Here is a 20,876-nt window from a genome sequence, read left to right on the forward strand (position 1 = left end):
GGCGGGAGCAGTGGCCGCTGTGGTCCCAACTGCACCCCGGGAACCACTTGGATTCAGGCCGCTTTAGTATTAACTTTCCATAACAGTACGCACGGACGTCGTGTGTATCGCCTAATCCTCATGGAACCGGGGACCCAACGCACCTGGGGTGTATCGGCCTTACGGCCGTAGGAGACCTCCCTCTCCGAACCCGTCAGCTAACCCGGTCGGCGAAGGGACGGAAAGGAGCACGCCAGTCATGGCGGCATACCCGGCCGAGGTCGAGACCCCGGCGCCGACCGAGCAGCCCTCCCTCGCCCTGCCGCGCCAGCGCGGCGCCGCGTTGGGCCTGGCAGCGATGGCCGTCGGCGCCAGCAGCGTGATCGGCCTCGCGGGTCCCGCGCTGGCCGCGGACCACGGCGAGCGCGTCGAGCACGGCGGCGCCGCGGGTTCGCTCTTCGTCGACGAGCACGCACACGCGTCGGCGGCGCACGGCTCGGACGCCGGTTCCGCACTGCTGGACCGCATCCGCACCCAGGGCACCCCGGAGCAGCACACCGCCGCCGCGCCTGCGGCGGCATCGGCCCGCATCGAGGCCGCGGCCGCGGCCTCCGCCAAGGCCGCCGCGGCGGAGCGCGTCCGCGCCGTCGGCACCCTGGTCCCGCCGATCGCCTTCGCCGCGACGGGCCTCGGCCGCGATGCCTCCTACTGGTCCCACCTCCACCCGGGCCAGGACTTCCCGGCCCCCGCGGGCACCCCTGTCCGCGCGGTCGGCGCCGGCACCGTCACCTCGGCCGGCTGGGCCGGCTCCTACGGGTACCGCGTCGTGGAGACCCTGCCGGACGGTACGGAGATCTGGTACTGCCACCTCTCCGCGATCGCCGTCGGCCACGGGGCTGTCACTCCCGGCCAGCCCCTGGGCCGCGTGGGATCCTCCCGCGGCTTCACGTCCCCCCACGTCTACCTCGAGGTCCGCCCCGACGGCGCGGAGCCCGTCAACCCCACGGCCTGGTTCGCCGCCCACGGGCTCAGCCTGTAGGGGCAACAGGGGCACGGGGCCCTGCTCGACGTACCGCGTGCGCGACAATCACCCAGCCTTCGGCCGGGAGGTGCCCCTGAGGTGCCCCCTCCGGCGTGCGGATGGTCCTCACTGAGCAGGGCCGTCCGCACGCCGGTGGTTTCTCGCGCACGCCGTACATGAGCAGAGCCCCGCGCAGTTCCTCGCGCCCCGCAGGTTGCTGAGCTACCTGCGGGAGCTGACGGGAACCCTTACTTGCGGTCGGCCACAGCCCAGCTGGCCAGCGCCACCGTGCCCGCCACCGTGAGGACCGACGGCCAGGCGCCCAGCTTCTTCGCCAGCGGGTGGGAGCCCGCGAACGCGGCCAGGTAGAGGCCGCCCAGGCCCGCCGCCGCCTTCGGCCCGGCGGCCTTCTGCCACTGCCGCGCGGCCAAGCCGCCCGCCGCGGCGAGGGCGACGCCGCCGAGCTCACGGCGCTTCGTCGCGCGGGCGACGGCGAAGCCGCCCACGAGGCCGGTGGCGGCTATCAGCGAAGAGGGGACCTGAGCCATGGAAAGTGAACCTCCGTCAATCAGTTTGTGCGCGTGTTGTGAAGATGGAGTCCGACATAGCCGATGTAAATCCGGCCCGTTCCCGAGCAGTCGTCGTGGTAATGCAGTCGCGGTGCCGTACCGCCCCCGCCTATTCGCAGGTGGGCGCCCATGAAGACCCGGCCTGAGGAGTCGACCTCCACCGGGACGGGCAGCAGCCGCTCCCGCTTCCACTTGGCGTTCGTGCTCACCGTGCGGGACTCGCCGCGGATCACCTTGCGCGGCGGGAAGGGGTGGCAGTCGGGCGGGGTGTTCTCACACCAGCTGCGGAAGTCGCCGCCGGCCGAGCCCGCCTTCGCGGACTCCGCGTAGTCCTGGAGGGCCAGCAGCGCGTCCCAGGTCATCCGGACCCAGGTCGGGTGGTCGGTCTGCTCGTCCAGCTCCTTCGTCAGCCGCGCGTCGCCGGTGAAGTCGAGCAGCGGGAACTCGTCCAGGCGGTCCAGCAGCTCCGCGAAGGTCGCGGGCTCCGCGTCCTGCGGACGCACCGGGCGGCCGGAGAGCGTGCGCAGCTTCGTGCGGACCGCGCGCAGCTCGCTGTACTGCTCGTCGTACTCCGCCGCCAGCAGCGACTCGCGCTCCTCCGCGGCCCGCAACCAGCGCCGGACCTCCTGGAGCTCCTCCGCGCGGGCCCGCTGCTCGTGGGCCTCCTCCTCCTCGTGGTCCACGAGCAGGCCACCGGGCTGGATCGCGTCCGCCTCGGGCAGGCCCTCGGGCCGCAGCGGCGGCAGGCCGACCAGCTGGTCCGGCAGGGGAGCCTGCACCGCCAGCCGCCGAGGCAGCCAGGCCAGCAGCCCGGACGCCCGGCGCAGGTTCTCCTCGATCGTCGAACGGGACATCACCCGGTGCCGCGACGCTTCCGGCGCCCAGGCCGGGTCCAGGCCCGGCAGGTACGTGCGGACCGCCCCGCCGTAGACCCGGTGGTGCTCCAGCGCGGCGTTGAACGTCCGCTCCGCGCCGGGCGCGAGGGCGTAGAGGACGGCGATGCCGCTGCAGCTGCGCAGCAGCGGATCGACGGTGTCGTCGAGCCAGTCCTCGAAGTCGGTGTGCAGCGGCGTGCTGGCCACGACGATCGGCAGCCGCCGGTCCGGGTCGCACAGCTCGTCGAGGATGGTGTCGACGTCGGCGCGCTCGATCACGCCGGGCAACGCGTGCACCCGCGCCGAGCCGGGCTGCTCGCCCTCCGTCGCGTCCAGCACGTCCAGCAGGCCCCGGGCCAGCGCCGGGACCGGCGCCTTGGCGGGCTCCTCGCCGCGCACCGGCAGTTGCTCCGCGTCCAGCTGGACCCAGGTGCGGCCGTCCTTGGCCGTGGCCACGGTCAGCGAGGTCTGCCAGATCCCCTGCACGGTGAACTCGCGCAGCCGCCAGCGGGCCAGCCGCCCCTGCACGGCCTTGCCACGCGCCACCTGGTCGAGCACGGCCTGCGGCCCGACCCGGCGCCGCCCGTTTCCGGTGCCCGGCTCGTCGTAGTGCAGCGCCTTGAGCCATTGGCGCAACTGCTGTTCGGCCAGGGCAACAGTCTCCTGATGCCCGTGCCCACTGGTCACGGCCATCCGGTAGATGCCATCGGTCACCGGCGCTGCCTCCTGACGCTGTGTCGGCGTCGCCGCACGTCAGTGTGCGGATATCAAGAACAACGCGTCGGGGGGTGCTGATGGTTCCGGTACGGCCCAAGTCAGCGTGCGGGAATCACGGCCCGGCGGGCGGGTCTTGGGGTTGCCCGGCCTGGGGCTCGGCGGTGGCGGGCCGGGTCGCGGGGTAGTCGTAGGTCCGCGGCACCTCGGGCTGCTGCTGGTACTGCGGCTGCGCGGGAGGCTGGGCCTGCGGATACGGCTGGGTCTGCGGGTAGGGGCCGGCCTGCGGGTACGGCTGGTGCGCGTACGGCGGGTACTGGGGCTGCGGCTGCTGCGGGTAGGGGCCGGCCTGCGGATACGGGCGCGGCCCGGGCTGCCCGTAGGCGTGGGGCTGCTGCGGCTGGACTCCCGGCCGGCCGTACGGCGAGTACGGCCCGTACGGACTCGGCCCGTACGCGCCCTGCACCGGATACCCCGGAGCAGGACGCTGCATCGGCACGCCCATCGGCACGCCCATCGCGACCGGCCGACCGAAGGCCGGAACCAGCGGCGGGTGCTTGCGGAACCACTCCTGCTCGCCGACGCGGGCGAATACCGACCCCACCGCGTCCTTGCGCTCCCACAGGTGGTGCAGCAGCTCCTGCTCGCGCTCGGTGAAGTGCGCCACCGCGAGCCCGCGCGCGACCCGTTCGCGCAGCAGCGCCAGCGAGGTCGCAAAGGACAGGTACTCCCGCATCGCCCGGTCCCCGGGTGGACCCTGCTGGAACTTGGCCAGCGCCCGAGCCTGCTTGCGGGTCCGCATCGACGACAGCACGACCGGCACCGGCGCGCTCATCCAGCCCGCGGTCACGTAGACGGCCAGCTGGCGCCCGACCGTCCGCAGCTCGTTGCCCCGGGCCCAGACCAGCAGCCACACCATCAGGGCGAAGACCGGGACCATGAAGAGGAAGTAGACGGCGAAGAAGCCCGACGTGCCGAGCGAGGGGGAGCTGTTCCAGGTGCCGTGCATCAGCATCGCGAAGATCCAGCCCGCGATCGGCGCGCAGATCCGCTGCCAGCGCTTGCGGCTGATCGCCGCGACGCCGAAGCCCACCGCCGTCATCGAGGTGAACAGCGGATGCGCGAACGGGGACATCACCTCGCGCATCAGGAAGGTGAAGACCGTGACGACGACGGCACTCCCGCCGTCCGGGCTGCCCTCGGACACCGAGCGGCCGATGTAGAGGATGTTCTCGGTGAAGGCGAAGCCGGTCGCGGTGAAGCCCGCGTAGACCGCCCCGTCGACGATGCCGGTGAAGTCCCGGCGGCGGAACAGGAAGATCAGCAGCAGCGCCGAGCCCTTGCAGGTCTCCTCGACCAGCGGCGCGACCAGGCTCGCGCCCAGCGTCTCGCTCCCGCCGATCTGGTGGCTGACCAGCAGCGAGGTGAAGTAGTTGTTGGCCAGGTAGGCCACCAGCGCCGCCGCGCAGGCGCCCCAGCCGAAGCAGGAGAGCAGCAGCTTCCACGGCTTGGGCTCGACCCGGTCGAGCCAGTAGAACGCGCCGAGGATCAGCGGCACCGGCAGCACGGCCAGGGATATGCCGACCAGGAACCCGGAGGTGCCGGTCAGGTGCTGCACCTTGGCGAGGATGACCACCCCGCACAGGGCCAGCACCAGCACGACCGCGAGCAGGCGCAGCCACCGGTTCTCCAGCAGGTTGCGCCGCACCTTGTAGCGGAAGCTGGTGGGCGGGCTGAACGGCAGTGCGTCGGCGCCCCCGGCCTGAGGAGCCGCGGGCAGCCCCTCGGGCAGCGCGACATCGGCCCCGGCCCCGGCCCCGAGGCCGGCGGGTCGCGGTTGGGCTGTCGGTTGGCCTGTCGGCTCGGCTGTCGGCTGACCTGTTGGCTGAACCGCTGCTGTTGCTGCCCCCGCCGCCGGGTCGGCGGCGGGCCCCTCGTACGCGCTGCTCACCCCACGACCTTAGCGGGGGCGCGGAGCGGCGGATATGGAGTTCCAGTAGGAGTTGTCGCCGGTCAAACGCGCCGGAACAGCAGATCCCGGACGACGTGCCCCTTGGCGAGCCCCTGCCGCTCGAACTTGGTCACCGGCCGCCAGTCCGGCCGCGGCGCCCAGTCCGCGTGCAGGTTCGTCAGCTCCGGGGTCGAGCTCAGCACGTCGAGCATCTGCTCGGCGTAGGGCTCCCAGTCGGTCGCGCAGTGGACGGTCGCCCCGGAACGCAGCCGGGAGGTGGCGAGCGCGACGAACTCCGGCTGGATCAGCCGGCGCTTGTGGTGCCGCGCCTTGGGCCAGGGGTCGGGGAAGAAGATGCGCAGACCGTCCAGGCTCCGCTCGGGCAGCTGGTCCCGCAGCAGGACCACGGCGTCGCCCTCCGCGAGCCGCAGGTTGTCCAGCCGGTCGGACTCGATCCGGCGCAGCAGGTTCCCGTGCCCGGGGGTGTGCACGTCCACCGCCAGCACGCACCGGTCGGGCTCCGCCCCGGCCATGGTCGCGGTGGCGTCGCCCATGCCGAAGCCGATCTCCAGCACGACGCGGGCGCCCTCGCGTCCGAACCAGGCGTCGAGGTCGATCGCCCGCTTGCCGTCGACACGGATGCCGTACCCGTCCCACGAGCGCGCCAGCGCGTCGTGCTGGGCGGCGCTCATGCGCCCCTTGCGGGGGTGGAAGCTCCGGATCCGCTGCTCCCGGTGCAGCTCGGGGGAGAAAGGACTGCCCGGGCGGTCCTCGGCGGTCAGGGCGGGGGCGGTGGTCTGGGCGCTCACAATGCCGTCCAGTCTACGAGCCGGCGCAACTAACGCATGGCCCCCAGCGCCCGGGCGGCGATCTCGCGCCCGATCGGGAGGCTGGCCGTCGCCGCGGGGGAGGGGGCGTTCAGGACGTGGACGGTGCGGTCGCCCGTCGTGAAGGCGAAGTCGTCGACGAGAGCGCCGTCGCGGTCGACCGCCTGCGCGCGGACGCCCGCCGGAGCGGGGTGCAGGTCGTGCTCGGTGATGTCCGGCAGCAGCCTGCGCAGCGCCCGGGTGAAGGCCCGGCGGCTGACGGAGCGCCGCAGCTCCACCGTCTCTGCGCGCCAGTGCCGCGACGCCAGGGACCAGGTGCCCGGCCACGAGGCGGTCTCGACCAGGTCCCGCAGGCTGATCCGCCCCCAGCCGTACCCCTCGCGGGCGAGCGCGGGGACGGCGTTCGGGCCGACGTGGACACCACCGGTGAGGTCGCGCGTCAGGTGCACACCGAGGAACGGGAACGCCGGGTCCGGCACCGGGTAGACCAGCCCGCGCACCAGCGCGGCCGCCGCGGGCGAGAGCTCGTAGTACTCGCCGCGGAACGGCACGATCCGCAGCCCCGGCTCGTCACCGGCCAGCCGCGCGATCCGGTCGCTGTACAGGCCCGCGCAGTTGACCATGACCCGGGCGCGGACCTCGCCGAGCGTCGTGGTGACGGTCACCCCGTCCGCGCGGCGGTCGATCGCGGTGACCGCGTTGCCGGTGCGGATCCGCGCGCCGGACAGCTCCGCGTAGCGCCGGGCGACGGCGGGGAAGTCGGCCAGCCCGGTCGTCCCCACGTGCAGCGCGGCGACGCCGCGCACGTGCGGCTCGAAGCCGGCGATCTCGCCTGCGGCGAGCTCGCGGACCGGCAGCCCGTGCTCCCGCCCGCGCTCGGCGAGCGCGGCGAGACGCGGCAGCTCCGTCTCGTCGACGGCGACCACGAGCTTGCCGGTCACCTCGTACGGCAGCTCCTGCGTCTTGCAGAACTCCACCATCTCGGCCGCGCCCTCGCGGGCGAAGCGGGCCTTGAGGGAGCCGGGCTTGTAGTAGAGCCCGCTGTGGATCACGCCGCTGTTGTGCCCGGTCTGGTGGAGACCGAGCTGCGGCTCCTTCTCCAGCACGACCACGTCGATCCCGGGCCGTGCGAGCCCGAGCGCGTACGCGGCGCTGAGGCCGACGATCCCACCACCGATGATCACGACGTCACAGTCGAAGCCCATGCGGATGACTCTAGTTGCACTATCCAGGGGCGCGGGGCTCCGCTCGATCAACTGCGTGCGCGAGAATCCACCGCGCGCGGATGACCCTGGGCGCTCGGGGCTCTACCTGAGTGGGAGGCGGCACCTCGGGGCACCTCGGGGGCACCTCCCGACCGAAGGCCGGGGGATTGTCGCGCACGCAGGTGATCGAGCGGTTCCCCGCGCCCCTACCCGGCTACGCCGGGGCGGCGAGGGTGAGGCGGGCGCGTTCGACGAGTTCCTCCGCGATGCGTTCGCCCCGGTAGCGGTCCAACCGCTTGAGCATCTCGCCCAGGTACTCCCGGGTCCGCTGCGACGAGATCCGGCCGGCCACGTCCAGGGCGCGGTTGCCGGCCGCCACCGCGCGTTCCAGCTCGCCCTGGTCCAGCTCCGCCATCGCGGAGACGATGAGCCGCAGCCCGTGCGAGCGCACGTACTCCTCCGTCGGGCGGGCCAGCGCGCGCTCGGTGAACTCGCGGACCTTGCCGGGCATGCCGAGGTCGCGGAAGGCCTCCGCCGCGTCCGCGGCCAGGCGGTCCCAGGTGTGGAAGTCGATCCACGCCGGATCGGCGTCGCCTGTGCGCGCCCGTTCGAGCCAGCTCTCCGCGGCCGCCAGCGCCGCCGCGCACGCGGCCGCGTCGCCCGCGCGGGCGTGCGCCCGGGACTCGACGAGGCGGAAGAAGCTCATGGTGCGCGCGGTCGCCAGACCGCGGTTGCGTTCCACGGCGGCCTGGGCGAGGTCGACGCCCTCCTCCGCCGCGCCGCGATAGGTGGCCTGCAGGCTCATCGAGGCCAGGACGTAGCCGCCGAGCGGGACGTCGGCCGCCGCGCGGGCCAGGCGCAGGGCCTGGATGTAGTAGCGCTGCGCGGCCTCGTGCTGGCCGGTGTCGAAGGCCATCCAGCCGGCCAGACGGCTCAGCTCGGCCGTCGCGCCGAACAGCGCGCGGCCGACCTCGTCGCTGTAGGAGGCGAGCAGCAGCGGTGCCGCGTCGCGGCGCAGGCACTCGGGGACCATGGAGGAGCGCCAGTCGCCGCCGCCGTAGCGGGAGTCCCAGCGGCGGGCCTCCTCCGCGGCCTGGCGGAGCTTGGCCGCGTCGGCGTGGCCGACCCGGTACGGGCGGCCGTTGGCGTCCGCGAGGCGGGCCTGCTCGGCGGGCTCGTGCACGTCGGTGAAGGAGGCCCCGCCCACCGACGTGGCGGCGGCCGCGTCGCGGGCGACGGAGCCGTCGACGGGCGTGATCAGCCAGCGGGAGACGGGCGTCGCGTACGCGGCGACGGAGAAGGTTCCAGCCAGGCTGTCCCACCAACCGGGGCCGGCCAGGCCGGGCTTGCGCGCGCGCCCCGGGTCGAGCCGCCACAGCTCCGTCGCGGAGCGGACCGCGGCCGGGACGTCGCGTGGGAAGGAGAGGCCGACCTCGGGGGTGGGATCGGCGCTGCCCAGGCCGATCTCCTCCAGCGGGACGCCGCGCCCGAGCTTGCCGCCGATGGCTGTCGCGATCAGGTGCGGCACGGGCCCCTGCGGCACCATGCCCTTGGTGACCCAGCGGGCCACCGAGGTCTTGTCATAACGGAACGTCAGCCCCCGTTGGGCGCCGAGGTCGTTGACGCGCCGCGCCAGGCCCGCGTTGCTGATGCCGGCGAGCGCGAGCAGCGAGCCCAGCTTCTCGTTCGGTCCTCGCCCGCTGGTCACCATGCCCGGCTGCACCCCCTCGCCCGGTCGGCCCTCGCCCGGCCCCTGTCGGTCCGCGCCCCATGCTGCCCTGACAACACCCAGAGTAGTTCCCCGCGTTCCCAGGGTTAAGGGGTCTTGTTCCGGTTGGCCCGAACCGGTAGCGGCGGAGGCCGAGACGACCGACCTGCTGGGCGTGGTTTCCCGCAGGAAAGCTCGCACATCCGTACGGAGGGTGGTTGGCCTATGCCCCTGGCGCGTGCGGCGATGCGCCCCACTGTGCCCCCTCCCTGGCCCGTGGTCCCGGCAGTTGCATGGTGGCGTGGGTCGGCCTGCCGTCGAGGACCCGGCGGGTCGGGGGACGCCGCCGCCGTACATCCCCGCGCGGCGGCGGACCGGCCCGGGGGGTGTGCGGACACTCCCCGGGCCGTGAGGTGTCACGCAGTTCCGGAGCGGGTGTGGGGGCACGCCCGCCCGGGCCTTCCCGGTCCGCGGCCCCTGGGGTCGGGGCCCGGACCTGGGGGGTGGCGGCCGAGAGTCGCAGGAGCGCAGGAGATTTCCGCCGCTCTGTCCGCTTTGCCGGGAGCAAGGCGCTGACGAATGATCAACAACTCGGCCACGAACGAAAGTTGATCTCCGCGAGGCCACCGCCATCCGCACCGTGAGCTGGCACCATGTGAGCTGACGGTGCGGCACCGTGCTGCCCTGCGGGGAGGCGAGCATGCGGTGGGTGGTGGGCTGGAACGGGGTGCGCGGCGGCATGTCGGGGGCCGGGGCGGCCGCGCTGCGGCCGGTCGGCGGACGTCTGCTCTGGCCCGGGGCCGACCCGCTCTGGGTCGTCGGCGACTGGCGCCCCGACGAGATCCGCGGCGTCGCCGTCTACCGCTACCGCCGCCACTACCGGCACACCGTGCAGGTCGGCTTCCCCGAGCTCGACGAACGGCCCGAGTCCGCGCAGGCGGCGGGAGCCACCGCGCTGCCGCCCGAGGACGGTGCGCTGGCCCGCCTCTTCGTCCTGGGTCGCTGCGGTGCGGCCGACTCCGCGCTACGGACCGCTCTCCTGGCCACCACCGGTGGAGCCCTGCGTCACCTGACCACCTGGCCCGGCAGCTACGTCGTCGTCCTGCAACAGGGCGCACGCGTCGCCGTTCTCGGCGACCTGGCGGGCGTCCAGCCCGTCTACTACACCGGCTGGTGCGGCGGCACCGCCTGGGCCACGGCCGCGCTCCCGCTCGCCGACCTCGTCGACGCCCCGGTCGACCACGTCCACCTCGCGGCGCGCCTCGCCCTGCCGGACTCCCCGGAGGGCGTCGGCGACACCAGCCCCTTCATCGGCGTGCGCCGGGTCCCCCCTGGGCAGGCCCTCAGCGTCCGCGCGGGCGTCCCCGACATCGCCGTCTACGAGGCCCTGCCGGGCAGTGTCGGCACCTACGAGATGAGCGAGGCCTCGGCGACGGCCGAGGTCACCCGCTCCCTCCTGGAGTCCGTCCGGCTCCGGGTGCGCACACCCGCCCCACACACCACCTTCGGCCTCGGCGCCCTGCGGGCGGAACCCGCCCCCGAAGCCGGAGCGGCCCAGCCGGGCAGGGCCCGCCAGGGCACTGGCGCCGGAGCGGCCCACCCCGGCGCCGCCGCCCGCAAGGCCGACCCCGATCCGCCGCGGGCCGCGCGCGGCTTCCGCGCCCCGGGCGCCGACGGCTCCGCCGCGGGCCCGGACGGGCCCTTCGTCGGGCGGGCGTTCCGGCGGCGGGGCGGCGAGGCCGGGGGCGAGCACGGCGGTGAGCACGGGGGTGAGCTCGGCGGCGCGGTGCTCACGCCGCGACCGGCCGTCAGCGTGGACCTGTCCGGCGGCAGCGCCTCCACCGTGCTCACCCTGCTCGCGGCCGGCATCCCGCGCGCCGCCGCGCCCGGCGCGGTCCGGGCCGAACGCCCGGGCGGTACCTCGCTGTTCGGCCTCCGGAGCGAAGCCGAAGGCACCGGCCCGGACCCGGACCCGGAGCCGGAATCGGAACCCGAAGCGCAGGCCGCGCCTGACGGCGCGTCCGCGCGGCACCCGGCCCTCGGCACCTTCAGCGAGGAGCGCTGGGGCGATCCGCGCAGCTGGCGCACCCTGCGCCACGGCCCGCCGAGGCCGGAGCCCGCCGGGGCGAACGGGCACCCGCGCCGCACCGGCGCGGTCCGCGGCTCCTGGGCGCGGACCGGAAGTCCCGACGCGCCCGGCAGCGACGCGCTGCTGGCCATCACCTACACCGACGCCGAAGGCGTCACGGGCGCCCCGCCCAACCCCGCACGCGAGGCCGAGCTGCTGCGGGCCCGCGCCGTTGCGGAGGCCGCCGCCGACCGGATCGACCACGTCGTCGTCCCGGGTGGGCAGGAGGCGCTGCCCTTCTCCGACCTCGCCGACGACCCCCTGGCCGGGCCGCTCACCGACGAGCCGGGCCCGGCCCTGGTCACCGCCGTCCGCCAGCGCGCCCGCCTCGCCGCCGCCGGCGTCGAGCACATCAGCGGGCACGGCGCCCGCCAGGTCCTCGACGGTCACCCCGCCCGCCTCGCCGACCTGCTCCACGAACGTCGCCGCAGCCCGCTGCTGCGGCCCGTGGCCGCGCTGACCCGCGCCGACAGCGTGGCGCTCGGCGCGGCCGGGCTCGGCACCCCCGTCTCCGTCGTCCGCGCCGCGCGGCGTCTCGCCCGGACCGGCTACGTCGAGGGCCTGGCGGCCGCGGCGGACGCGCTGCTCAGCGACGGAGCCGCGGAACCCGCGCGCCCCGGCAGCGCGGGCGAGGCCTCGACCCGCGCGCTCGCCTGGTGCACACCCGGACCGGTGGCGGCCTGGCTCACCGAGGGCGCGCGCGGCGCGGTCGCCCAACGGCTGCGCCTCGCGGCGCAGGCCGGTGCCCCCGACGAGCGGCCCGGCGCCCGCCGCGCCCGCCTCGCGCTCCAGCGTCGCGCGGCGGACTTCCGGGTGCTGGCCCAGGTCGTGGAGTCCGCCCCGGAGGCGCGCGGCCGCCGACTGCACGCGCCGTTCCTCGACAACCAGGTCGTCCGCGCCTGCCGTCTCGTCCCGGACCGCGCCCGGATCCAGCCCGGTGCCCGCCAGCTGATCCTGCGCGCCGTGCTCGCGGGCGCGGGCGTCGACTCCGTCCCCGACGGTCTGCCGGCCTCCGGCCCCGCCCCCCACGACGCCTACCCCTCCACCGAGACGATGCGGGCCGGCCTGCGTCGGTCGGCAACCTCGCTGGACCGCCTCCTTGCCACGTCCCTGCTCGGCCGCTGGGGCGTCATCGACGTCCCCCTCACCCGCGCCAGCCTGGCCGCGGCGACGGCGACGGACGCCCCGGGGCCGGTCGACGGCCTCCCGGAGCTCATCGCCACTGAGCTGTGGCTCCGCCGCCTCCACAGCCGTCGCGGCAGCTGCTGGATCGCTCCGGCGAGCACGGCGGCCCAGTTGCACTGACCCCGGGGGCGCGAGGCTCTGCCGATCTGCGGCTCCGCCGCGCGGGCGCGAGTGGGTCAGTGACGATCTTGCCTGTGGTCGCACCACCGAGGGGCGCGGGGACTGCATGACAAGCCACCCACCCATGTTGAGCCCCGTGCGCGCCGGGCATCCGCACCGGGTGGTTGCCGGGCAGAGGCCCGCGCCCCTGTCGTGCCACTGAGCGTGTTGCCTGACGTTCCCTCACCGCCGCCCCGCATCATGGCCTCATGCGTCCCCTCCCCGTCTCCCACCAGCCGCCGCCTCCCGACGCCGCCCCCGGCGTCGTCGTCGGGGTCGACGGCTCGGACGGTTCGCTGTGGGCGCTGGAGCGGGCGTTCCACGAGGCGCAGGCGCACGCGCTGCCCCTCCGCGTCCTCGCCGCGGTCAATCCCGCGTCCGCCGTGGTGACCGCAGGGCTGGAGGACGTCGTGCAGGACAGTGCCGACCGTCTGCTCGCAGGGATGGCGGACGTCGTCCAGCGGGGGGTCGCCGCCGCGTCCGCCCGGGTCCCGGGCACGACCGTCGTGCCCGACCTGCACGTGCTCGCCGGCGACCCGGTCACCCTGCTGCTGGGTGCGTCGGCCCGGCAGCACACCCTCGTGCTGGGCGCCCGCGGCAACGGCGGGTTCTCCCGCCTGCTCCTGGGCTCGGTGGCGTCCGCGCTGCTCTTCCACGCCCTGTGCCCGGTGCTGCTCGTCCCGGGGCCCAAACGCTGAGCGGGAATGCGGGGGACCGCGGCCGCGTTCTCTGAGTGCGCAGAGAAACGTGAGCTGTGAGGAGTGCGCCCGCATGAAGGTCGAGATCTACTCGGACATCGCCTGCCCCTGGTGCTACATCGGCAAGCGCCGGTTCGACCGTGCCCTCGCCGCCTTCGAGGGCGCCGGGGACGTCGAGGTCGTCTACCGCCCCTACCAGCTCGTCCCGGACGCCCCCGCCGAGCCGAGCCCGCACCGTGCCTGGCTGGAGGAGCGCTACGGGCCGCAGTCGCGCGCCATGGACGACCGCGTCGCCGCGATCGGCAAGCAGGAGGGCATCGACTACGACTTCGACGCCGCCCTGCACGTCAACACCATCCACGGCCACCGGCTGCTCTGGCTGGCCGAGCACGAGTACGGCCCGGCGGTCCAGGGGGAGCTCAAGGAGCGGCTGCTGGCCGCGCACTTCTCCGACGGCGTCGACGTCGCCGACTTCGCCGCGCTGACCGAGGTCGCCGTCGCCGCAGGACTGGACCGGGCCCGGGTCGAGGCGTTCCTGCCGTCCGACGAGGGCCGCGCCGAGACCGAGCAGGAGCTCGACCAGGCCCGCCGGATCGGCGTCAGCGCCGTGCCGACCTTCGTCTTCGACGGCCAGTACGCCGTTCAGGGCGCCGAGGAGACGGAGACCTTCCTCTCCGCCCTTCGCCAGGTGGCCCAGCTCAAGGGCTGAGCCCCCGGACAGGCGAGCGGGAGGGCGGGACGGCGGGCGTCAGCAGGTGAAGCCGGCGTCCGCCCAGTCGGCGATCTGCCCGCCGAAGTGGCCGTGCGAGCCATGGACGACCAGCCGGATCGAGGTCAGCCCGTCGAGCGGGACGTTGAACGCCACGGCGGGATCACCACCGTGGATCACGTCGGAGCTCCACAGCACCGCACCCGAGTCGCCGTCCTCGACGGCGAACCGAGCCGCGCCCCAGCCCATGGTCAGGTCGTCGACGCCGACCGACCCCGAGAAGAGCGAGCAACTGCGGTTCAGGTCGATCACCGTTCTCGACGGCGCGGTGACGGTGATGCCGCGCCGGTACTGCGTGCCGCCGATGCTGACGCCGTCCGGACGCTGCCAGACCCAGTCGAAGGCGTCCGGTTCGATCGCGGGGCCGTCGGGGTTCGAGACGCCCTGGAACGGCAGGGAGTCGACGAAGTAGCTCTGCGGCGTCGGCGTCGGGGTCGGGGTGGGAGTCGGCGTCGGTGTGGGGGTGGGCGTCGGGGTCGGCGTCGGTGTGGGTGTCGGGGTGGGAGCCGGGCTCGGGGGAGGCGTCGGCCTGGGAGAGGGCTTGACCACGGCCACCGGAACCGGCGCCGGGGTCGGTGTCGGAGTGGACGGCGTGGGACGCGGGCTCGGCTTGGGCGCGGGCACGCTCGCCACCGGGTGCGGCGTGGGCCTGGCCGCCACCGGCTTGTGCGGCGGCGGCGTGCTGCCGGACAGCGCGTAGGCCAGGGCCACTCCGGCCGCCACGGCCACCGCCGTCGCGATACCGATCTTGGCGGGCAGCCCGACCCCCTCCGACGCGGCCGCACCGCCGGCCGCGCTCCCGCCACCGGCACCTCCACCGGCCGCACCGGCCGCACCGGCCGCGCCGCCCGCGGTCGCACCCGCGGTGGTGCCCCCGGCCGCACCCGCCGCCGCGCCCGCGACGGCCACGCCGCCGACCAGTCCCGCGGCCACGGCCGTGCCGTAGCCGGTGCCGAGCCAGACCAGCAGTCCGCCGGGCAGCAGCTCGCGCAGGCTGTGGTTGAGATCCACCAGCTCCAGGTAGGCGGCCGAACACCGGTCGCACTCCTGCAGGTGCGCACGCACCTCCGTCGACGCCCGCTTGCCCAACTGCCCGCGCGCGAACCCGCCCAGCTTGCTCGCGTGCCGCTCGCAGTCCGACGCCTGACTGTCCGAGACGTGCGCCTGGAGGAACGCCGTCGCCAACCGCTCGCGGGCGCGGTGCGCCTGAACCGCCGTGGCGTTGGCTGTCTTGCCCAGGAGCAGCGCGACCTCGCGCGGCGGCTCCTGCTCCACCTCGGTGTGCCACAGCAGCAGCCGGTCGTCCGCGTCGAGGTTCCGGAACGCCCGGACGATCAGCGACTGGTCCACCCCCGACATGGCCTGCGCGTCCGCGCCCGGGTCGGTCACGTCGACCGTCGCGACGACGGCGTGGGACGAGGCGAACACCTGGAAGTCGTCGATCAGTTGCTCGCGCCGGTCGCTGCGGCTCCAGGACGCGGCGATGTTGCGTACCGCCGTCAGCAGGTACGCGCGCACCGCGACGTCCGGCCCCTTGCCGGCGCGGAGCGCCTGGAGGGTGCGGGCGAAGACCTCGCCGGCGAGATCCTCCGCCGTGAAGGAATCCCGGCAGCAGGTCTTCGCATAGCGCCGCACGGCGGCCGCGTGCCGGCGGTACAACTCCTCGTACGCGTCGTCGTCGCCCCCGCGCACGGCGGCGGTCAACTCCGCGTCGGACGGCCCGAGCGCGTCCTCGTCGACCGGCCCACCGGGCGCCGGTACCGTCGCCTCCGGAAGGTCGTGCTCGGGCGCGCCATCGCCACGGTGCCGCCCACTGCCGTCGCCCTGCGGCGGAACCTTGGCAGCGGCGGCGGTCGCCTCCGGCTCCTCTGCGGCCATGACACGGACCCCCGCTCGCACTCTCTCGACCGGGAAACCATCCCACACGCCGGTGAGCCAACGGGAGGCGATGCCTGCGGGGCCACTCCTTCGGGGAATAGCTCTGTGATGCTCCCGCAGGTAGTGGCAACACCAAGGAGTGCGAGGCCCTGCCCGATGACCTGCGTGCGCGAGCAACCACCGGCGTGCGGATGGCCCTGCTCGTTGCGCGACTCACCACACAGGGTGGCTTGTCGTGCACGCAGTTGATCGAGCAGGGCCCCACGCCCCTCGGCGGAGTGCAACTACCGCCGGGAGCGGAGCGTCAGCTCCGCAGGCCGTCCAGCAGGAGCTGGAGCAGGCGGCCGGACGCGCTCCCGTCGGGAGACGTGTGCTGCGGCACCGCCGCGGTCAGGACCAGCACCACGTCGGCCACCGTCACCCCGGGCCGCAGCTCGCCGGAGCTCCTCGCGCCGTCGACCAGCTCAGCCAGCAGCTCCAGCAGCCGCGCCGGATCCGCGTCCGCGCCGAATTCGTCGTCCGTCGCACCCGCGGGTGCGACCGCCGCGTCCGGCGTCTCAGGCGTCCGCTGCACGGGCACCCGGACCAGCGCCTCCGCCTGACGGAACGTCTCCGGTGGCAGCAGGCGCCCCGCGCCGGAGGACGCCGCACGGGCCAGGAAGGAGGCGAGAGCCTCCCACGCACCCGCGCCGCCCGCCTGGACGGAGATCGCCTCGCGCGCCTGCTGGGTCAGCCAGACCACCTCCTCCGAGGCGATCCGCCGCACCAGCACCTCCTTGCTGGGAAAGCGCCGGTAGACCGTGCCGACGCCGACGCCCGCACGGCGGGCGACCTCCTCCATCGGCGCGCCGTAGCCGAGTTCGCCGAAGACCTCGCGCGCCGCACGCAGCACCGCCTCGAGGTTGCGCCGCGCGTCCACACGCAGCCGATTGCCCGGGCCGCCGTTCGCGCCCGCGCCGGTGCCCGCCCCCCGGCTGACACCGTTGGCCGCGACGCGCTGGACCGGAATCGTCCCGTCCACTGCTCGCGGCAGTACCTGCTCCTGCTGAACCATGAGGTTCGTCCTCCCCCGTAGACAGATCCAACGACGATAGTTGACAGCGCATCGACGGGAACAGGGGAACCCGAAAGGATTCGCCCCGTCCGCATCGGACGTGCCCACACCACCCTCGCAGCGCAGCGTAGGACATCTGCGCAGATCAGTGGAGTCAAGGGTCCCGCCGGGGTGCTCTCGGCCTCGTCCCACGCCCTCGGGGCGCGCAAACCCGTGGACGCTCGGGGTCCACTCATTCAGGTACGGAGTATGGACGCGCGGGCGTACGCGGGTGCGGAATAGGTTGCGTGCTCCCACCCGCGCGCATTCTGCTCATCGGCGGCGGCCAGGTCGGCGTCAACGCCGCCCTTCGGCTGCGTTCCCGGCTGCGGCCGGGGGAGGCCGAGGTCACGCTCGTCGACCCGACCTCCTATATGACGTACCAGCCGTTCCTGGCCGAGGCCGCGGCCGGCGCGATCGACCCGCGCCACGTCGTCGTGCCCCTGCGCCGCGCCCTGCCCGGCGTCCGGATCGTGCAAGGACGGCTCACCTCCCTCGACACCGCCGGCCGGCTCGCGCATCTCACGCTCCCCTCGCCGCTGCACCGCGAAGGGCCGCCGGTCGAGCTGACGCTCCCTTACGACCGGCTCGTCCTCGCGCCCGGCTCGGTCTCGCGCATCCTGCCCGTCCCCGGGCTGGCCCGCAGCGGGATCGGCTTCCGCAGCGTCGAGGAGGCGGTGAAACTGCGCAACCACGTACTCGGCCAGCTCGACGCCGCCGCCTCCACCCGCGACCCCGAGCTCCGGCAGGCGGCGCTCACCTTCGTCTTCGTCGGTGGCGGCTACGCCGGAACCGGCGCGCTCGCCGAGCTGGAGGACATGGCGCGGCACGCCGTCAGCCACTACCCGACCCTGCAACCCGAGGACCTGCGCTGGATCCTCGTCGAGGCAGGCAAGCGCATCCTGCCCGAGACCGAACCCCAGGCCGCTGCCCGCACCACCGCCGAACTGCGCGAACGCGCCGTCGACGTGCGGCTCGGCACCCGCCTCGCCGCCGTCGGCCCGGACGGGATCGTGCAGCTCACCGACGGCAGCCGACTCGCCGCCCGGACCCTGGTGTGGACGGCGGGCGTCCGAGCCAACCCCGTGCTCAAACAGACCGGCCTGGCCGTGGACGCCCAAGGCCGCCTGCGCTGCGACACCCACCTGCGCGTCCTCGGCGCCGAGGACGTCTACGCCGGAGGCGACTGCGCCGCCGTCCCCGACCTCGCCCGCCCCGGCGAGACCTGCCGCGCCAACGCCCAGCACGCCGTGCGCCAGGCCGTGGTGCTCGCCGACAACCTCGTCGCCGGACTGCGCGGCGAGCCCACCGTCGAATACCGGTACGAACTCAAGGGCTCGATCACCTCCCTGGGACTTCACAAGGGCGTCGCCCAGCTGCGCGGCCGCTCCCTGCACGGGCGACCCGCCTGGCTGCTGCACCGCGCCGTGCACCTGCGCCGCATCCCCACCTGGGAGCGCAAGGCGCGCGTCCTGTCGGACTGGCTGCTGGCAGGGCTGACGGGACGGGAGATGGTCTCCCTCGGCGAGCTGGAGGAACCACGCGCCGGCTTCGAACAGCTGATGGACGAGCGGTAGCGCGATCGCATATCGGCCGTATCGGACACCCGTCGGACAGCTGTGTGAAGAAGCGGTGTCCGATCCGGCCGGATTTGCCGATCTTCGAGACACCCCAGGTCAGCTGATTCCCCGTGACGCCCCTTTCGGCCACACTGGACCCCGACTCCGCGCGACCCTGAAGCCTGCCAAGCCTGCCTCGACCGAAGCCCGCCTCGATCGAGCCCGCTCGACCGACGCCCGTTCGACGACGCCCGCTCCCACAGCGTGCCCGCAGCCACAGCCCGAAGGACTCCGTTGAATCTCACACGCTGGAGCGTCCGGCTCCCCGGTGGACAGCGGCGCGCCTCCGCGTCGACGGACCGCGACCCCGGTGCCACCCCCAGCGTCCCGGCCAGCCGCGACTTCCCCGAGGAGCGGATCGCCCACGAGCACGCCGGCCACGAGCACCTCGCCGTCCACGACGTCCTCGGCCACCTACCGGCGCTCGTCGCCATCGGCTACGGCCCCGGCCACCGCCTCGGCTACCTCAGCCGCGCGTACACCGAGGTCTTCGGCCCCCGGCCGACAGGCGTCCCCGCCCACCAGGTCATGCCCGAGCTGGAGGAGCTCGGCCTGCTGCCGCTGATGGACCAGGTCTACCGGACCGGCCGCCCGCGCACGGTCAAGGCCCGCAAGATCCTCAACCACCCCGGCTCGGCCGTGGGCGCCGGCGGGGTCGGCGGCGGAGAACCGCGCTACTACACCTTCGTCTGCGCCCCCATCCGTGAGTCCGAGGACCTTGGCCGCCAGCTCGCGCAGCTCAGCCTCGGCGAGAGCGTCCTGGCACCGGGAGCCGTCGTGTCCGCGCCGACGGCCACTGCCGCCGCCGCTGTGAACGCCGCCTCGGCCGGTTCGGCCACCTTGGCCGGGTCAGCAGGGTCCGCCGGTTCGGCCGGTTCGGCCGGTTCGGGTGGTGCCGGTGGTGGGGCACGCCCGTCGCTCGGCCTCCCCTCCCTCGGCATCGGCACCTTCGCCTCACTGCGCCGCAGCACCGGCGCCTCCGACGTCTGCGGCGTCCTCGTCTTCGGAGCGGAGGTGACGGACCAGGTCCGTGTCACCGAGCGCCTGCGCGAGAGCGAACGCCGACAGCGCGAGGCCGCCGTAACCCTCCAGCGCAGCCTGCTCCCGCAGAAGCTCGAACAACCCGACGACCTCCGCGTGGCCGCCACCTACCAGCCCGGCGGCGCCGACACCGCGGTCGGCGGCGACTGGTACGACGTGATCACCCTCGGCGGCGGCCGAACCGCACTCGTCATCGGCGACGTCATGGGCCGAGGCATGCGCGCCGCCGCCGTCATGGGCCAGCTGCGCACCGCTGTCCGTGCCTACGCCCGTCTCGACCTGCCCCCGCACGAGGTCCTCCAGCTCCTGGACGGCATCGCGGCCGAGATCGACGCCATGCAGATCGCCACCTGCCTCTACGCGGTCTTCGACCCGAGCGAGCAGTCGGTCACCTACGCCTCGGCCGGCCACCTCCCGCTGATGGTCCGCTCCGCCGACGGCACGGTCACCCGTCCGGAGGAACCCGGCGGCCCTCCCCTCGGCACCGGCGGCTGGATGCACACCTCCGGCACCTTGCCCTTTCCACCCGGCGCCACCGGCGTCCTCTACACCGACGGCCTGGTCGAACGCCGCGACCGCGACATCGACCGCGGCCTCGACGCCCTCGCCAAGACCCTCGGCGGCGCCACCGGCACCCCGGACGTCATCTGCTCCCGCCTCCTGCGCGCCATGGGGGTCACCCCCGAGCACGACGACGACGTCGCCGCCCTCGTCTTCCAGCTGCCCCAGCGTGAGCAGGACTCCGCGGAGCTCTTCCGCAGCGCGTCACTGGATCTCCTCGGCGGCACGGAATCCGCGTCGAGCGCGCGCGCCTTCACCGGCGGGGTTCTCAGCAGCTGGCGCGTCGGTGACGACATCCGCGACATGGGTGTCCTGGCCGTGAGCGAACTGGTCTCCAATTCCCTCACCCACGGCCACCCCCCGATGCGCCTGCGCCTGCGCCGCACCGACCGCCGCCTCACGGTGGAAGTGACGGACGCCGACGATCACCTCCCGCGCCGCCGCCAGGCCTTGCCGGCCGACGAGTCCGGCCGCGGGCTGGCCATCGTCGCCACCATCGCCTCCACCTGGGGCACCCGCCGCACCCCTGACGGGGGCAAGGCGGTCTGGTGCGAGTTCCCGCTCCGGGAGGGTTGACACGGCCTGCGGGCGTGCGTAATGTTCTCCGAGTTGCCCCGCCCGCGATGCGGGTGTCCGGGCAGCCAACCCCCTCGAATCTGATCGTACGAATGGTTCATTCGTGCTGCCATTTTCGAGAATGGCTGGTGGATTTGGTTCCGACCGAAGAAATCAGCTAGAGTTTCACTCGTCGGAACGGGCCGGAGCGAAAAGCGAAGGCCGGAAGTTCTGATAGAGTAGAAAACGAAGGAAGCGCCCGGAGCGGCCCGAAAGGGAAGCAAAGGAAGCGACCGTTCCTTGAGAACTCAACAGCGTGCCAAAAGTCAACGCCAGTTACT

14 protein-coding genes and 1 riboswitch are annotated in these 20,876 nt (G+C 74.2%); of the genes, 6 read left to right on the top strand and 8 right to left on the bottom strand.

Annotated elements, in window-relative coordinates; all coding sequences use genetic code 11:
- The first annotated feature begins 98 nt into the window (after positions 1-98).
- A riboswitch (cyclic di-AMP (ydaO/yuaA leader) is annotated at positions 99-226 on the top strand.
- Between the two features lie 12 nt (positions 227-238).
- Positions 239-1,018, top strand: coding sequence for a M23 family metallopeptidase (locus ABH931_RS32195; RefSeq protein WP_370121232.1), 780 nt, complete (start codon positions 239-241; stop codon positions 1,016-1,018).
- Between the two features lie 230 nt (positions 1,019-1,248).
- On the opposite strand, the gene ABH931_RS32200 is transcribed toward ABH931_RS32195, so the two are convergent.
- The 6 genes from ABH931_RS32200 to ABH931_RS32225 form a co-directional block, all read right to left on the bottom strand.
- Complete coding sequence (locus ABH931_RS32200; RefSeq protein WP_370121235.1) at positions 1,249-1,548, bottom strand: hypothetical protein; 300 nt, start codon at positions 1,546-1,548, stop codon at positions 1,249-1,251.
- A 20-nt stretch (positions 1,549-1,568) separates the two neighbouring features.
- Entirely contained in the window at positions 1,569-3,158 is a 1,590-nt protein-coding gene (locus ABH931_RS32205; RefSeq protein WP_370121237.1) for a hypothetical protein, read from the bottom strand.
- A gap of 115 nt (positions 3,159-3,273) precedes the next feature.
- Positions 3,274-5,109, bottom strand: a complete 1,836-nt coding sequence (locus tag ABH931_RS32210; RefSeq protein WP_370121240.1) for a PrsW family glutamic-type intramembrane protease — start codon at positions 5,107-5,109, stop codon at positions 3,274-3,276.
- Between the two features lie 62 nt (positions 5,110-5,171).
- Complete coding sequence (trmB, locus tag ABH931_RS32215) at positions 5,172-5,918, bottom strand: tRNA (guanosine(46)-N7)-methyltransferase TrmB (protein ID WP_370121243.1); 747 nt, start codon at positions 5,916-5,918, stop codon at positions 5,172-5,174.
- Between the two features lie 29 nt (positions 5,919-5,947).
- Positions 5,948-7,141 carry an L-2-hydroxyglutarate oxidase gene (gene lhgO, locus ABH931_RS32220; RefSeq protein WP_370121246.1) on the bottom strand — a complete coding sequence of 398 codons (1,194 nt, stop codon included), beginning with the start codon at positions 7,139-7,141 and terminating at the stop codon, positions 5,948-5,950.
- Between the two features lie 214 nt (positions 7,142-7,355).
- Positions 7,356-8,852 carry an MFS transporter gene (locus tag ABH931_RS32225; RefSeq protein WP_370121249.1) on the bottom strand — a complete coding sequence of 499 codons (1,497 nt, stop codon included), beginning with the start codon at positions 8,850-8,852 and terminating at the stop codon, positions 7,356-7,358.
- 697 nt (positions 8,853-9,549) lie between these two features.
- On the opposite strand from ABH931_RS32225, the gene ABH931_RS32230 reads away from it, so the two are divergent.
- From ABH931_RS32230 to ABH931_RS32240, 3 genes are all read left to right on the top strand, one after another.
- Entirely contained in the window at positions 9,550-12,282 is a 2,733-nt protein-coding gene (locus ABH931_RS32230) for an asparagine synthase-related protein (protein ID WP_370121252.1), read from the top strand.
- 248 nt (positions 12,283-12,530) lie between these two features.
- On the top strand, positions 12,531-13,019 hold the full coding sequence (locus tag ABH931_RS32235) for a universal stress protein (RefSeq protein ID WP_370121254.1): 489 nt from the start codon (positions 12,531-12,533) through the stop codon (positions 13,017-13,019).
- Between the two features lie 73 nt (positions 13,020-13,092).
- Positions 13,093-13,728 (top strand): DsbA family oxidoreductase, encoded by a 636-nt coding sequence (locus ABH931_RS32240; RefSeq protein WP_370121257.1) that lies wholly within the window; start codon positions 13,093-13,095, stop codon positions 13,726-13,728.
- A 39-nt stretch (positions 13,729-13,767) separates the two neighbouring features.
- Here ABH931_RS32240 and ABH931_RS32245 read toward each other — a convergent pair whose 3' ends face one another.
- A complete protein-coding gene (locus tag ABH931_RS32245) occupies positions 13,768-15,666 on the bottom strand; it encodes a sigma-70 family RNA polymerase sigma factor (RefSeq protein ID WP_370121259.1) in 1,899 nt (632 codons plus the stop codon).
- Positions 15,667-15,970: 304 nt separating this feature from the next.
- Positions 15,971-16,720 (bottom strand): TetR/AcrR family transcriptional regulator, encoded by a 750-nt coding sequence (locus tag ABH931_RS32250; protein WP_370121262.1) that lies wholly within the window; start codon positions 16,718-16,720, stop codon positions 15,971-15,973.
- Between the two features lie 287 nt (positions 16,721-17,007).
- Between ABH931_RS32250 and ABH931_RS32255 the strand changes: the two genes are divergently transcribed.
- Both ABH931_RS32255 and ABH931_RS32260 read left to right on the top strand, forming a co-directional pair.
- On the top strand, positions 17,008-18,336 hold the full coding sequence (locus tag ABH931_RS32255) for an NAD(P)/FAD-dependent oxidoreductase (protein ID WP_370121264.1): 1,329 nt from the start codon (positions 17,008-17,010) through the stop codon (positions 18,334-18,336).
- Positions 18,337-18,612: 276 nt separating this feature from the next.
- The gene (locus tag ABH931_RS32260) at positions 18,613-20,556 is read left to right on the top strand and encodes a SpoIIE family protein phosphatase (RefSeq protein WP_370121267.1); all 1,944 of its coding nucleotides are present in this window, start codon (positions 18,613-18,615) and stop codon (positions 20,554-20,556) included.
- The last annotated feature ends 320 nt before the right edge of the window (positions 20,557-20,876 follow it).

The sequence above is a fragment of the Streptacidiphilus sp. MAP12-33 genome, assembly GCF_041261265.1.
In the GTDB taxonomy this organism is placed as follows: domain Bacteria; phylum Actinomycetota; class Actinomycetes; order Streptomycetales; family Streptomycetaceae; genus Streptacidiphilus.